The following is a 14,047-nucleotide window of genomic DNA, read 5'->3' as shown; positions in this document are numbered from 1 at the left end:
AGGATTCACTATGCGTAAGATAATGACAGGACTTTTACTCACGTTGCTCCTCGCTGGGTGTGACGCGACCCTGGTAGAGCGGGTGCAGCCTGCGGAGGCGCCAGTTTCATTTTCCACCTATGCTTGGGGCGTGGCTCCACTCGTAGATGTCCCCGATGCCTCGGCCCAGCTGGTTGAGATGGATGACGAGTTGCGACAGATCGTCGAGGGGTACCTCCGCAACCGGGGTTACCGCCGGGTGGAGGACGCCGAGAATGCCGATATGCTGGTGAGCTACCAGGTTGCGGTGGTCGAGGGCGAGATCTCCACCGAGCAGAGCAATCCGGGCTGGGATGCACAGTTCGACAGCAATGCGACCCGGGGCGCGGTAGAGCTGCCCAGTGACACCGGTGCGCCGCGGCTGACCCTGAGCCTTGAGATCGGCCGCCCCCAGGGTGGGGCTATCTGGGGGGGCACCTCCAGTGAGGTATTGGGAAGGCCCGAAGACGCAACCGATCGCCAGCGGCTGCTTGCAAACATGATCAAGCAGCTGTTGAGCGACCTGCCCCCGGCCGCCAGCTACTGATCCCCGGGAAGCGGGGTTGAATTCCGGCATGGAAGCCAGATTTGTATAAAGACATACTGACACCATGGTTCGGGAGACACACATGAAAGTCGGATTGCGGGCATCGATGGTGATGCTCTTGTTACTGGTGCTCGGCGGCTGCGCCGCCGCCCCGCAGGTCGCGGTGGATTACGATCCCCAGGCCGATTTTGCCGGGATGCGCACCTATTACCTGCTGGACCCAGTCGCCACTGGCCCGGTAACGCCGCTGGAGATCAAGCGGGCGCGCCAGGCGGTGGAAGGCATCCTGCAAAATCGCTACCGGGCAGTGGATAACACGGACGACGCGGACTTCCTGGTACAAGTACAGTTCCAGGCCGTGGAGAAGGTAGCGGTTTACGAGGACAGCTTTGGCCTTTATGGCGGCTACCACTACTGGGGGTTTGGCTGGCGCTCGCCGGTCGAGGTGCGCCAGTACCGGCAGGATACACTGGTGGTGGATATCCTCTCACCCGAGAGCTCGCCCCTGTGGCGGGGCAGTATGCCCTCCAGCGCCGGGCGCTACCAGGATCCGGCGCAACGCCAGCAGCGGCTGCGCGAAGAGGCCGCGCTGCTGCTGAACCGTTTCCCGCCGGCCTACTGACAGCCCCCCACCCCCGGCGGGACCGGGGGTGCCACCCTACTATTCCCAGAGACCTGATTCATGACCGAAACCACCAGGGAGAGAAATACCGATCTTGTCCCCGAGTTCTCCACCGATGCGGTCGAGGTGGTCGAGCGTGAAACCGTCTTTGACGGTTTCTTCAAGATGCTGCGCCTGCGCCTGCGTCACCGGTTGTTCCGCGGGGGGTGGAGCGAGATCTTTACCCGCGAGCTGTTCGTCCGCGACAACGCCGTGGGCGTGCTGTTATTCGATCCCCGGCGCGAGCAGGTGGGCCTGATCGAGCAGTTCCGGGTGGGAGCCCTGGAGCGGCCCTACGGTCCCTGGTGCCTGGAAGTGGTGGCGGGCATGGTGGAGCGGGGGGAGAGCCTCGAAGAGGTCGCCCGTCGCGAGGTGCAGGAGGAGTCCGGGCTGGAGGTCGGCCGGCTGGAACCAATCCACAGCTATTTGCCGAGCCCCGGCGGCAGCTCGGAACGCCTGCACCTGTTCTGTGCCTGTGTCGACCTGGGTGGGGCAGGGGGCATCTTCGGGTTGCCGGAAGAGCAGGAGGATATCCGCCTGCGGGTCCTGCCGCTGGATACCCTGCTGGCGGCCCTGGCCGGGGACTCGCCCGACGCCGGCGCGGTGGACAACGCGGCCACGCTGATCTGCCTGCAGTGGCTGCAGTTGCATCGTGAGCGACTGACGGGCAGAAAAGGGGCGACCCATGGTTAACGGGTCATCGTATATATCCTGCGTTTACCGAGAAGGACCGCAAACTGAGATCCAAGTCACGGCGTGGATAGAATTGGAGTGTCGATAATGGCGGTTCAGAAACAGGCCCATCCTGGAAGCAAATTGCGACTGAAAAGTCGTCAAAAATCGGAATATCGGATGGACTTGCCGGCTTATCACGCCGACTGCGATGCCAACTACCTGCGCCTGAGCAAGCTGTTGCCGCAGCTGGGTGAGCGGGAGCGCTGGAGGTACAGCATGCCCCACGGCTCCCTGGAGCTGGAGGTGATCGAGCGCTCCCGTTACACCACCGAGGTGAGCCTGAGCGCGTCTTCCGCCAGCGAGCAGCGCTGGATGGCGCCGCCCAGGATTACGGTGCGGCTCTACCACGACGCGCGCATGGCCGAGGTGGTCGCGGTGGACGGCCGCGGTCCCCTGGGTGAGAAAGCCCCGGGTGTGCTGCACGCGGGGGCCCGCATGCAGGGGGCCGACGAACGACAGCAGGCCAACCGCTTCCTGGGGGAGTGGCTGGGGCATTGCCTCGCGAATGGCCGGGTGGATTTTGAACTGGTTTTAGATGGCCGACAGCTCTGACGCCGCTGTCGGTGGTCACATGGATGTGGTGACAGGGTAAGCAAGTGAGTGGAAGCGACGGAAGCAGGCAGGACAAGTTGAGCGGATCGAAACACCGGTTGGTGCAGTTTACAGATCCCCATATCGGGGGGCGACCGGACTACCAGCTCCTGGGGCTGGATACCGGTCGTACCCTGGATGATGTGCTGCGAGCCATCGAGCGGGACCAGTCGACAGCTGAAATGCTGCTGGCCACCGGCGACATCAGCGCCAATGGTGCCGAGGCGGCCTACGAGCGTTTCCTGCACAAAATGCGCAAGGTCAGCGCGCCCTGGTTCTGGTTGCCAGGCAACCATGACCAGGCCGAGCGAATGCATGAGGTGGCCCCGGGCAATACCGCCGAGCTGGTGGCCCTGGGCAACTGGCGGCTGTTGCTACTGGATACCAGTGTCGAGGGCGAGATCTGCGGCGGCATGACCGAAGCCCAGCTCGATCGTCTCGACGAGCTGTTGCAGGAGTGCCGCCATCACCCGGTGATGGTACTGATGCATCACCAACCCGTGCCGGTGGGCAGCAAGTGGATTGATGGCCATATGCTCAAGGAAGGCGCCGAGCGCTTCCTGCAGCTGGTGTCCGCGGCAGGTAATGTGAAGGCCCTGGTCTGGGGTCATGTACACCAGCAGTTTGACGGCGACCTGAATGGTATTGGCCTGCATGCTACCCCCTCCACCTCGGTGCAATTCACACCGGGCAGTGGTCCCTTCGCTGTGGATGACAAGCTGCCGGGTTACCGCTGGTTCGACCTCGACGACAGCGGCACCTACACCACCGCTGTCGAGCGTGTCCCGGTTTCTGACTACAACGTCGACCTCACTTCCTCCGGATACTGACCGTCCGGCACAGGAGCCAGTCCTGCCAATCCGTTGGTCCGGCCTTTCCCCGCTCCCTGTCGTATCCGCTGCCTTTCACCCTACAATGCCGGTATTGGGACCCGGGCCGGCCGGGTACCCGTTGGGCCCAAGCCGAGGTCCAGGCAGAGGCCTGTAGAAACAAATGACCAAAGCACCGAACCGGAAACAGAAAGCAGTGGGAGCCATGATGCAAATGTTATCGCGTGCCTGGCTGGGAGCCCTCGTCCTGGTCGTGGCGGGGTGTGCGCAGACCGATCCCTCCGGGTCGGCATTGGCTGTTGCCAACCCCGGGGCGGCTTCCGCCACGGGGTTGCAGCCGCGGGCCAGCGGGCTCGACAGTGTCGCCGCCGCTTTTGCCTTCGACCTGGCTAATGCCAGTGTCTACGTGGCGCCATTGCAGATTGGCTACCGCAAGCGCAGTGCCGATGTCCGTGAGCGGCTGAATGCCGGTGACTTCCAGCTGGATGCGCGGGAGCGTGAACGAATGCAGCAATTGATGGAGGAGGCGCTTGCCGAGCGCTTCTTGCAGCCGCGCAACAGTCGTTTGGCGGGCAGCCCGGCACAGGCGGATTACCGGCTGCAGTTGCGTCTAGAGAATTTCGCCCTGAGCGCCCCGCTGGAGGCGCCAACCTGGAGCCGGCGAACATTCACGGAGCAGAGTGCCTATGGCGTGCTGGCCGGTGAGCTGTACGACCGCGATGGCAACCTGGTCGTGCGGTTCCGGGACCGGCGGGATATCGGCGAGAATCCCGGCTCACTGGCCTCGGGAGGCCAGCTGCAACAGTTCAGTGGCCCCATCTTCTGGGCCGACATGCGGGTGGATATGCGCCGTGCCTTCTCCAGCCTGGACCGGTCGCTGCGGTGATCCCCCGGGCGGTCCGCAGATTACTCGCGGACTCGCCCTGCCGTAGAAGGGCGCTATAATCCCCGCCCATGTCAGAACTTCCGCAAAAAAATCATTCGCTATTACTGTACCTGCACGGTTTCCTCTCCTCCCCGCAGTCGTATAAGTGTCGCCTGATGGAGGAGTGGGTGGCGCGGCACAGGCCTCACATGAGCTTTCGTGCCCCGCTGATCTCCCCGCACCCGGCGCTTGCCTCCGCGGCACTGGAGGAAATCCTGGACCAGAACCGTGGCGCAAGCATCGGCCTGGTCGGAAGCTCCATGGGTGGCTTCTATGCGACCCTGCTGGCCGAGCGCCACGGGCTGCCCGCGGTGGTTGTGAATCCGGCGGTACACCCGGCCCGTTTTATGCCCGCCTATGTGGGGCAGCCACTGGCGCCGTACAGCGGTGAGCCGCACGAGTATCGCCTAAGTGGTGCCGACGTTGCTAACATGCGCAGTCTGGAGGCGGAGCTGCAAGGGTCGTTCAGGGGGCGCTACTGGCTGCTCGCGCAGCGCGGCGACGAGACTCTGGACTGCCGCGAGGCGGAGGGTTTCTATCGCGGGCAGCGCCAGACCGTTGAAGAAGGCGGGGACCACAGCTTCCAGGGCTTTGAGCAGTATTGTGAGCCCATTGTCGAATTCCTTTTCGGCCGGTAGGCACGGCAGATTGCCGGCTGCGGCTCGCGGCCGCTCCTACGGGACAATAGTTGTTAACGAGTAACCAATAAAAATATGGCCAAGTATTCCGCAGAAGATATCGAGGTACTCACGGGGCTGGACCCGGTGCGCAAGCGCCCGGGGATGTATACCGATACCACACGCCCCAACCACCTGGCCCAGGAAGTGATCGATAACAGCGTCGATGAGGCGCTGGCCGGGCATGCGAAGAAAATCGAAGTGGTCCTGCACAAGGATAACTCCCTGTCCGTCAGCGACGACGGGCGCGGCATGCCGGTGGATATCCATCCGGAGCAGGGCCGCCCCGGTGTTGAGGTCATCCTCTCCACGCTCCATGCCGGTGGCAAGTTCTCCAACAAGAATTACCAGTTCTCCGGTGGCCTGCACGGTGTGGGCGTGTCGGTGGTGAACGCTCTTTCCAAAGTCCTGGAGATCACCATCCAGCGGGATGGGCAGGTACACAGGATGGGCTTCCAGAACGGCAACAAGGCCTCGGACCTGGAGGTGATCGGCACCTGTGGCAAGCGCACCACCGGTACCAGCCTGCGCTTTATGCCGGACCCGCAGTATTTTGACTCCCCGAAGTTCTCGGTGCCGCGCCTGCGCCACCTGCTGCGCGCCAAGGCAGTGCTATGCCCGGGCCTGACCGTGGTCTTTATCAACGAGCAGGATGGCGAGTCGGACCAGTGGTTTTACGAGGACGGCCTCAAGGATTACCTGGCGGCCGCCAACCAGGGCTGGGAAGTACTGCCGGCAGAGCCATTCGTGGGCAGCTTCAGTGCCTCCACCGAAGCCGCAGACTGGGCGGTGCAGTGGTTGCCCGAGGGCGGCGAGGTCACCGCCGAGTCGTACGTCAACCTGATTCCCACTGCCCAGGGCGGCACACATGTGAACGGCCTGCGCTCCGGCCTGCTGGAAGCGATGCGCGAGTACTGCGAGATCCGTAACCTGGTACCGCGCGGGGTCAAGCTGGGGCCCGAGGATATCTGGGCGCAGTGCTCGTATGTGTTGTCCGCCAAACTGGCGGATCCACAGTTCTCCGGCCAGACCAAGGAGCGGTTGTCCTCGCGCGAGGCCACCGCGTTTGTTTCCGGCGTGGCCAAGGATGCCTTCAGCCTGTGGCTGAACCAGCATACCGAAGAGGGCGACCGGCTGGCGGAGTTGTGCATCGGCAATGCCCAGAAGCGACTGCGTTCGGCCAAGAAAGTGGCACGCAAGAAAGTCACTCAGGGGCCGGCACTGCCCGGCAAGCTGGCGGACTGTGCCAGTGGTGATACCAGCCGCTCCGAACTGTTCCTGGTGGAGGGCGACTCCGCCGGTGGTTCCGCCAAGCAGGCCCGCGACCGCGACTTCCAGGCCATCATGCCGCTGCGCGGCAAGATCCTGAATACCTGGGAGGTGGACTCCGGGGAGATCTTTTCCAACCAGGAAGTACACGATATTGCCGTGGCCCTGGGGGTGGACCCCAGCAGCGACAACCTGGACGGCCTGCGCTACAACAAGATCTGTATCCTGGCGGACGCCGACTCGGATGGCCTGCACATCGCCACACTGCTCTGCGCCCTGTTCCTGCGCCACTTCCGCCCGCTGGTAAAGAACGGCCATGTGTTTGTCGCCATGCCGCCGCTCTACCGGGTCGATATCGGCAAGGATACCTATTACGCACTGGACGAGGCGGAGAAGCAGGGCATTCTCGATCGCATCAGCGCCGAAAAGAAAAAGGGCAAGGTGCAGGTGACCCGGTTCAAGGGCCTGGGGGAAATGAACCCGCTGCAGTTGCGTGAAACCACCATGGACCCGGACACCCGCCGCCTGGTGCAGCTTTATGTGGAAGACGGTGATGACAGCAACCAGGTGATGGATATGCTGCTGGCCAAGAAGCGCGCGGGTGACCGCAAGCAGTGGCTGGAGAGCAAGGGGAACCTGGCCGAGGTCGTGAGCTGAGTGGCGATTTTACCAAAAGGTCATAAATACGCCCCGCTGAAATCTGGCAAATCCATCTACATTTATCATGAGTTTATAAAATAATTTATAGGATAAACTTGTCAAAATCGCGGGGCGTATAATATTGGCTCGCCAGTACTGAATCTGTGAGTGTACACAAAAGTTCTCGCGGCGGCCCAATTTGCGCTTTTGCAGGCGTTACCCCATGGTTGTGCTCATGGGGTTACTGCCAATTGTAGTAGGTCATCAGATAATGGCTGATGCCATAGCTTGCGTCAGCTATGGCGTCGTAGCCGACAGGCGGTACCCTCTCGCTGTTTGATCTGTGGAACAGCCTTTCCATCGGAGCATTATCCTATTAGTTCCAGGGGCGACCCATACCCTGTGTCATCCTGTAGCACCATAATCTCAGCCGGAATACGCAGCGGCCATACAGGTTCGACCTGGTCCTGGTGGAACATGACACTATTCGGTTTGCATCACTGCTCCAAGTGACTTCCAGTGCCTCTACTGTGAGTGCTTAATCTGGATACTCTTAGCTCACCCGGCCAGCCCCTGCGACGAGGATAAGGCTCGCTAATCATAGCAGGGCAGAACCAGTTGAGTCGCCCAGGATGTAGGTAATATCACCACGCCAAACCTGGTTTCGCTTTTCCACTTTGAATTGGCGTCAAGCGTGTTTGGGATATCTGGTCGCTCTACCCTTGGCTCTTTGTATATTGGACGGTCGGGCTGGTTGCAAGTCAGCGGAGCTTCAGACCAGCAGCCCCTACGGCAAGTTACCCGAAGAGTGGGCCGCCCCGGATAATGAGCACCCCTGATCCACGACCAAACGCACGGCATCTCGCATGAACTGCGTAGAGAGGAATCGCTGCTGTCTTCTCATTGAACACCTTTGTGCAAGGTGCAACTCTACCACCTAGACCGGTGTCCGGGATTAGTAGGCCAAAACATAAAAATTCTTTCCTGAATGAAAAAAAGCCCCCATACGGGGGCATTAAGTAACTACTTATCCTGTGAGGATCTCTTTCTTAATTTGAGGTCTTACAGCCTAGGTTAATAGTGGCAAGCGGTTCCCGATTTGGAGCCTGAGCAAAAACCAGAGTCTCGAAATTAAACGTACCGGGGGTGCTATTGTCTGCACCTCCCTTGGAGTAGAAGGGTTCACCCTTGAAGTTGTCGTGATAATAGGAATCCCCTGATAGCATTGTCAACATGTCTGCACTGGGAATGACCAAGCTATCACCCTGGCGAAATAGCCCAGTGCAAAGCGTATTGAGCTTACGAGGAGACTTGTCAATTCTAGATCTCAGTAAACTTTCTTTAGCAATGATTTCGTTGAAGGTGTTATCGTTTATAACCAGCAAGTCTTCAGTGGATCTATGATCCAAAATCAGCATCCCTGGTGCAACATCCTTAGTCATTACTAGATCAGATTCTCCAGAAAATACTCGAACAAGGAGGCGCTGCTTGGGTGGCTCTGAAAATTCGATCTTTATGGTGCTACCATCTTCAGATACGTACGCTGTCGCGTCGAAGGCTGTCAGGCTGAGGCCCTGGAGCTTCATTTTTCCATCGGTGGGATCGTCAGAAGAGTAAACCTTCACGTATAAATTACCATCGCGCCAGCCTTTTGTAAGAATTACCTCAGGTGGTACGCTCTCCACGGTTTGGGTGAAACCAAGCAGGTCAACGACATGATCCGTGGCGTAGTGTGGGAAGCCATAAGTAAATCCAGTTTTATGGCTGAAACCTAATGAATGGCCAAGTTCGTGCATATAGGTTCTATAGTTACCCTTGGTCAGGCTGTCAAGAAATCGCAAGCTCAAGAAGCCGGAGCGACCCGTTCCCCAAAACTGGCTCGGGGTCTTTCCACCGCCTAAGCCTACCCATCCTTTCTTATAGACCTCCATTGTCGATATATCCGACCGTTGGCCACTGGAAGCCAGACTAAAGAGGTAATACATGATGGATTCGCTGGGGGAACGGGTGGCTACGCACCCCTCCCATTCGTTGCAGGGGCGTCCTACCGAATATCCCATATATTCCCCCCCGAAAGCGAAAGCGTCGAGAGCCTCTGTGAAGTGATAGGTGTTCATAAACCATTTAATATTTGCCGAAAGAGCCTTCAGGGTATCCGCTTCTGCTGGAGTTGGATGCCGCAAGCAGTGCCAAGCGGTATCTCCAGTTCTCGGCTCATCACAACTTGCAACCTTTCCCCTATAAGAAATGTCGAGATTAAGCATTGGCGCGGTTTCTACATACTGCAGATTGCCGTCTGGAACACCGGAGTAAGTTGTACTGGAGAAGCCATTCAGCGTGCTATCAAATACAATCTTCAGCGGAGCAGATCCAGCATTCGTCGTATGCATGACAAGAATGGATGAAAAGCGCCTTGATGTATTGTTAGTAATCGATATCAGTCCATTGCCGAGGGGTTCAACCCGGATGTCATTTGCAAGGTATCTAGTCTCGATATTTGAGATGACTTCCTCACTGCTGACCTGGGTCACAACAATCGAGTCCAAACTTGAAGGCTTCATGGACAGCTCAGTCTGGGCATATGTCGACTTGCTGAAGTCCGAGCTCAGATTGGCACTCTGGCAATTTTCCCCACAGTCGAAATTCAGCCAAAATTCTTCGGAGTTAGTAGTGACATCTACTTCTGGGGGAATGTCACTGGATGGAGGGGCTGTGCCATCGGCCTCGTCAACTACCTCCTCGTCAACTACATCCTCTGAAGGGGGCTCCTCCTCTGAAGGGGTCTCGTCTTCTGAAGGGGTCTCGTCCTCGGAGGCTACAGGGGCAGGCTCGTCGACCTCCCGCTTCGCGTCATCTTTACACGCTACAAGTAGAAGCGAACAAAGGATAATTAAAATTTTAATATTCATATCTTTCTCTTTATGGGGTCAAAAGTCCAAACTGAATAAAAGTATTAGATTGTGGTTTCACCATCTAAGTGATAGTTGCCACCCAGGAAAGGACCTGGCAACAATTGCCTAGTTTCGTGCAGGGCTGAAAATTACTAAGCAGGAATGCACTCTAAGTGGCCAGGGGATGCCGACTTGTGATCTAGACGACATTTATCCTTTATGACAGCGATAATGAGCCGATATGACAAGGGTGGAGCTTTGTGATTTCAGTGGACACATTAAAATGCGTACTTTAGAGGTGGCTATAAATGTGAAATGGATCTCATAGGTCAATAAATGGATAACGTTATTTCCCGGATCAAAGTGGAAGCATTGATTAGAAGCGCCAATCGAATTGATCAGAACCATACCTACGCCAGCTTTATCGGCTCCTACAAGATACGGGAGGTTCGTCCGGGGTATGTTTCAATTTTTGATTACATTGGTATCTGGAAAAAGCTGATGGCCAATAGTGGTGACCCGCTGTTGCCCTGCAAGATTGGAGAGCATGTACACATATCTGACCTTGGTGTGCCTGGGCTAATTTCGATGCACTCAGAAAATCTCGGTCTTGCCTTGAAAAGTGCAGTGATGTACGACAGGCTGATGTCGGATTGCTTTCTTTTGACATCAGTCATTAATGGGTCGGAAGTAAAGGTTTCTCTTTCTGCAAAAAAACTGGATGTAGAGTTTGACTGGCACCACGTATTTCTCAAGCTATTTTCGCAGTTTGCTAAGATCGCTAACTTCCTGACAAACAATCTTTACTCCGAAGATATAGGGATTATTCGCGTAGGGTTCTCTCGCGATATAGAGGGCCTTGAAGATTTATATTCCGACTACTTTCGCTGTCCAGTGTATGGCTCTCAATCTGAAGACTATTTCGTCATTTCAGCCAGGGTGTTGGATCTTCCTGTGCATAACCCGCAAAAGGATCTTTTTGAGCTTTTTACAAATATTGCAAATCGATCCCTGGAATCCTTGAATCACAAGACCTATAGTGACAGAGTTCTCAGAATTCTTGAGGGTTATAAGCACCCAGCCATGGCTAGAGTTGATGCTGTATCTCAAGAGCTAAACTTAAGTGTTGCCACACTAAAGAGAAAGTTACAGTCCGAAGATACGTCCTTTTCTATGTTAAAGGATCTTTTCTTGTTGAGTGAGACCCAGAAAATACTGGACCTTGGTTATTCCAGTTCTTCCTATGTCGCTGAAAGGCTCGGGTATTCAGACGCAAGTTCTTTCTCGAAAGCTTTCAGGCGGTGGACCGGCGGGAAAGTCGAGGATTATATAAAATCTAAATCAAAAGAAGCTCCCCTCTCATCGGACTAGATATTTATGTTTTTTTACACGTAGAAGTGGGTGGGTGGAGAAAAGGAAGGCATGCATACTATAGTTGTCTGAAAATTTGACATAATCATATACGCTTCTTTCGGCGAGGCATGGTTTGCATACGTATTCCCCGTGTTTTTCGCTTACGCTATTTTCTTTCTGGCCTATGGCGTGAAACATATAAATATTGATAACTCCTTGGGTGATGTCTCGTATGGTGTTTATATTTATGCTTGGCCCGTCCAGCAAATAATTGCGCAGTTCTTCCCGGGACTGAATCCCTATACACATACACTCGTTGCTACCCCTCTGGTTTTCGGGTTGGCCTATGCTTCCTGGAACCTGGTTGAAAAGCCAGCGCTGGGCTTCAAGAAGACCCTGATGGCATTTGATATCAACTACTTGCGCACAAGACTTGCAGCGCTTTCCTGAACTGCCGGGCCCGCTACCGGGCCTGACTCCCCGCGGTGGGGGCCCTAACAAGAAGCTGCCGGCTATTTCTGCTGGTTGTTAGGGGGCGCCGGCTAGAAAGCGATCCAAGGATTCGTCACGGCCTCCTTCGCCCCTATCTTCCGTCTCTCGGTCTCTTTTCTCTTCCTGTTACGGTACCGGCTACCCTTCACCTTGCTCGATATACATGCCTGGCTAAATATCACACCACTCTTATCAGTGCCGGATACCATGTGCGAACGGCAATAGCAGCAATACCGATATCTATTTATCTATTTATCCATTTGCCAGAAATAAATGCGTTTACGGCAAGCTCCATCAAATAAAATATATTCGGTTAATAACCGGGGGTGAGCTCCTATACCATGTAAAACTAATTACAGCAATTACACGCTCTTACATCTTGGGGGCTCACCGATACCAAATCAGAAGCTGTCTAAAAATTGTACCGGGGTGAAAAAGATTTAGTTGTAAGCAGAAAAAGTGTGACGCTGTTCCGTCTGCAGGGTTACATTGGGTCAAATTTTCTTTATTATTTCGCCGGTACGCGACCCTTAAAAAAATAGAAGTGGCGGGTTTGGTGCTTTGGGGGAATTAGAAGTCTATGCGGTACGCAGTTCTTTGCGCGCTCTTGCTGTGCTCAGCTTGTTCCATTACTACACCCACAAGTGTGGTCCAGCCAGCTTTCTATACTCGAACCCCCTGGGTGGTTGAGGGGCAATTCTCTCCAGTCACGCGACATCTCCAGATTTTTATTGATGGGCAACCAGTAATGGCCGGAAATGGCGGTTGGTGTGCCCGAACAACGACTCTGCATGGTCGTTATATGGGGGCAAAGCTGACGGCCTTCTGCCATAGCGGAAATTTCTTTAGCAACCGAAATTCACACTGCGAATTAACAATAGATGGTGTGGAATCAGGTTTGATCCACTTCGATTAAGCATTCGCCTGCAAGTTTCAATTGGGATACTGCAATGAGCCAACTCACATCCGATGAGCTATTTCACCTCGGCCTACATTCCCTGGAGTCCGACGACGTGGAAAAGTCCCTGGACCTGTTCAAGCGCTGTGTTGAATCAGATCCAAACCATGCAAAGGCTACTTATATGATTGGTGCGTTGTATGCACAGATCCAGATGGTGGATAGTGCTGCAGAGTGGATGCAGCGTGCGATAGATATGGATGCTGGCGAGAAAACAGCAGTTTTCCAGCTCGGCCTGCTTTACTTGACCTCGGGCGAGGTGGAAAAGGCGAGAAGTACCTGGGAAGGCCTGTCAGGTTTGCCTGAAGACCACGCTTTCAGGCTGTTCAGTCAGGGGATGCTGGCACTTGTCGAGGATGACTTCGAAGGATGTATCAAGCATCTGGAGATGGGCATAGCAAGAAATGACTTCAATGCCCCACTGAATAACGATATGTCCAGGGTGATAGAGTCAGCTGCGGCGGCACTGGAGAGCCAGGCTGCGGGCGCTAACCTGGAACCGGCCGAAGCCCCTGCCACCCGGGCAGGAACGCACATTGCCCTCAGTGGTTACCGCCAGTCCCTCAAGAAGCACTAAATCTGGAGCAGGACCTTGGATCCCATTGATGGCGTAGGTGCGCTCTCACGCTTATTGCGAAGCAGGGTTTCCACAGAAAAGAGAGACACGAAGGTAGATGGTCGGGAAAAAACCGCATCGACCAATGCAAGAGTGTCATTGCCGGAGCTCGAAAAAGAACTCAAGACCAGATTGAAACAGATAGAGGCAGAATCAGGCGATACGGAGAAGAAAACAAAGGCCGTTCTCGAAAGCGTTCTTGCATGGGAATTCGGCGATAAAGTCCGGAATGAGCCAAAATTTAACCTTCTGGTAACCCGGATTCATCATCATCTCAATAATGATAAAAACCTCAGCCAGGCGTTGCACAACCTCATCGCACGGCTTGGTTCCTGAAGAGAGTATAGAAGATTGTCTGCGAACAACGATAGTGAACAGAGGCAGCGCCTCAAGCCAATCCTGGCGCTGGTAAAAGCAGAGAACTACGAAAATGCATTACCGCTGATGAAGGAATTTGTCGAAGAGTTTCCGGCAAATGAAGTTGCATTGGGCATGCTCTCCGCCACGTACCAACAGCTGGGCATGATCGAAGAGGCTCGCACGCATTTTCAGCAGATTTTGAAGCTGAACCAGGATAATGCACTGGCCCGCTTTCAGTTGGGGATGACATATTTCCAGGCGCGAGACTGGCATACGGCGCTGGAAGTATGGAAGCCACTGGTCGATTCAGATGACGATTACGCCGCGACTTTCTACAGTGCCGTCAGCCACATTAACCTGGGCAACCGCGAGTTAGCGGTTAAGCTATTCAAAGCCAGTAGCAAGAACATGTCTAAAAACCATCCCCTGTTCCAGCAGCTAGAGAAGATAGCTGCCGAACTGAACTTCCGCCTGCCGTAATCGAA

The 14,047-nt window shown here is 55.5% G+C and carries 14 protein-coding genes; 13 read left to right on the top strand and 1 reads right to left on the bottom strand.

What is annotated here, in order from left to right; all coding sequences use genetic code 11:
• Positions 1 to 10: 10 nt before the first annotated feature.
• The 8 genes from LVD10_RS08070 to parE all read left to right on the top strand — a co-directional run bounded on the left by LVD10_RS08070 (position 11) and on the right by parE (position 6,910).
• Positions 11 to 565, top strand: a complete 555-nt coding sequence (locus LVD10_RS08070) for a DUF4136 domain-containing protein (protein WP_233006520.1) — start codon at positions 11 to 13, stop codon at positions 563 to 565.
• Between the two features lie 82 nt (positions 566 to 647).
• Positions 648 to 1,187 carry a DUF4136 domain-containing protein gene (locus LVD10_RS08065; protein ID WP_237062905.1) on the top strand — a complete coding sequence of 180 codons (540 nt, stop codon included), beginning with the start codon at positions 648 to 650 and terminating at the stop codon, positions 1,185 to 1,187.
• 60 nt (positions 1,188 to 1,247) lie between these two features.
• A complete protein-coding gene (locus tag LVD10_RS08060) occupies positions 1,248 to 1,919 on the top strand; it encodes an NUDIX domain-containing protein (RefSeq protein ID WP_237062903.1) in 672 nt (223 codons plus the stop codon).
• Positions 1,920 to 2,078: 159 nt separating this feature from the next.
• The gene (locus LVD10_RS08055; protein WP_233006517.1) at positions 2,079 to 2,513 is read left to right on the top strand and encodes a DUF1249 domain-containing protein; all 435 of its coding nucleotides are present in this window, start codon (positions 2,079 to 2,081) and stop codon (positions 2,511 to 2,513) included.
• A gap of 77 nt (positions 2,514 to 2,590) precedes the next feature.
• The gene (locus tag LVD10_RS08050; protein WP_233006516.1) at positions 2,591 to 3,382 is read left to right on the top strand and encodes a metallophosphoesterase; all 792 of its coding nucleotides are present in this window, start codon (positions 2,591 to 2,593) and stop codon (positions 3,380 to 3,382) included.
• A 208-nt stretch (positions 3,383 to 3,590) separates the two neighbouring features.
• Entirely contained in the window at positions 3,591 to 4,268 is a 678-nt protein-coding gene (locus LVD10_RS08045; RefSeq protein ID WP_237062901.1) for a hypothetical protein, read from the top strand.
• Positions 4,269 to 4,336: 68 nt separating this feature from the next.
• A complete protein-coding gene (locus LVD10_RS08040) occupies positions 4,337 to 4,945 on the top strand; it encodes a YqiA/YcfP family alpha/beta fold hydrolase (RefSeq protein WP_255774602.1) in 609 nt (202 codons plus the stop codon).
• A gap of 75 nt (positions 4,946 to 5,020) precedes the next feature.
• Positions 5,021 to 6,910 carry a DNA topoisomerase IV subunit B gene (gene parE / locus LVD10_RS08035; protein WP_233006513.1) on the top strand — a complete coding sequence of 630 codons (1,890 nt, stop codon included), beginning with the start codon at positions 5,021 to 5,023 and terminating at the stop codon, positions 6,908 to 6,910.
• Between the two features lie 1,031 nt (positions 6,911 to 7,941).
• Here the strand turns inward: parE and LVD10_RS08030 are convergent.
• A complete protein-coding gene (locus LVD10_RS08030; protein WP_237062897.1) occupies positions 7,942 to 9,801 on the bottom strand; it encodes a zinc metalloprotease in 1,860 nt (619 codons plus the stop codon).
• Positions 9,802 to 10,119: 318 nt separating this feature from the next.
• On the opposite strand from LVD10_RS08030, the gene LVD10_RS08025 reads away from it, so the two are divergent.
• The 5 genes from LVD10_RS08025 to LVD10_RS08005 all read left to right on the top strand — a co-directional run bounded on the left by LVD10_RS08025 (position 10,120) and on the right by LVD10_RS08005 (position 14,042).
• A complete protein-coding gene (locus LVD10_RS08025; RefSeq protein ID WP_237062894.1) occupies positions 10,120 to 11,154 on the top strand; it encodes an AraC family transcriptional regulator in 1,035 nt (344 codons plus the stop codon).
• 132 nt (positions 11,155 to 11,286) lie between these two features.
• Positions 11,287 to 11,586, top strand: coding sequence for an acyltransferase family protein (locus LVD10_RS08020; RefSeq protein WP_233006509.1), 300 nt, complete (start codon positions 11,287 to 11,289; stop codon positions 11,584 to 11,586).
• Positions 11,587 to 12,578: 992 nt separating this feature from the next.
• On the top strand, positions 12,579 to 13,163 hold the full coding sequence (locus tag LVD10_RS08015) for a tetratricopeptide repeat protein (RefSeq protein ID WP_233006508.1): 585 nt from the start codon (positions 12,579 to 12,581) through the stop codon (positions 13,161 to 13,163).
• A gap of 15 nt (positions 13,164 to 13,178) precedes the next feature.
• Positions 13,179 to 13,538: a hypothetical protein gene (locus LVD10_RS08010; RefSeq protein WP_233006507.1), complete on the top strand. Its 360-nt coding sequence runs from the start codon at positions 13,179 to 13,181 to the stop codon at positions 13,536 to 13,538.
• Between the two features lie 15 nt (positions 13,539 to 13,553).
• Positions 13,554 to 14,042 (top strand): tetratricopeptide repeat protein, encoded by a 489-nt coding sequence (locus LVD10_RS08005; RefSeq protein WP_237062892.1) that lies wholly within the window; start codon positions 13,554 to 13,556, stop codon positions 14,040 to 14,042.
• The last annotated feature ends 5 nt before the right edge of the window (positions 14,043 to 14,047 follow it).

The organism is Microbulbifer zhoushanensis (assembly GCF_021729055.1).
GTDB classification, from domain to species: Bacteria; Pseudomonadota; Gammaproteobacteria; order Pseudomonadales; family Cellvibrionaceae; genus Microbulbifer; species Microbulbifer zhoushanensis.
Note: the sequence above shows the minus strand (reverse complement) of the source record. Positions and strands in the feature narration are given on the sequence as shown.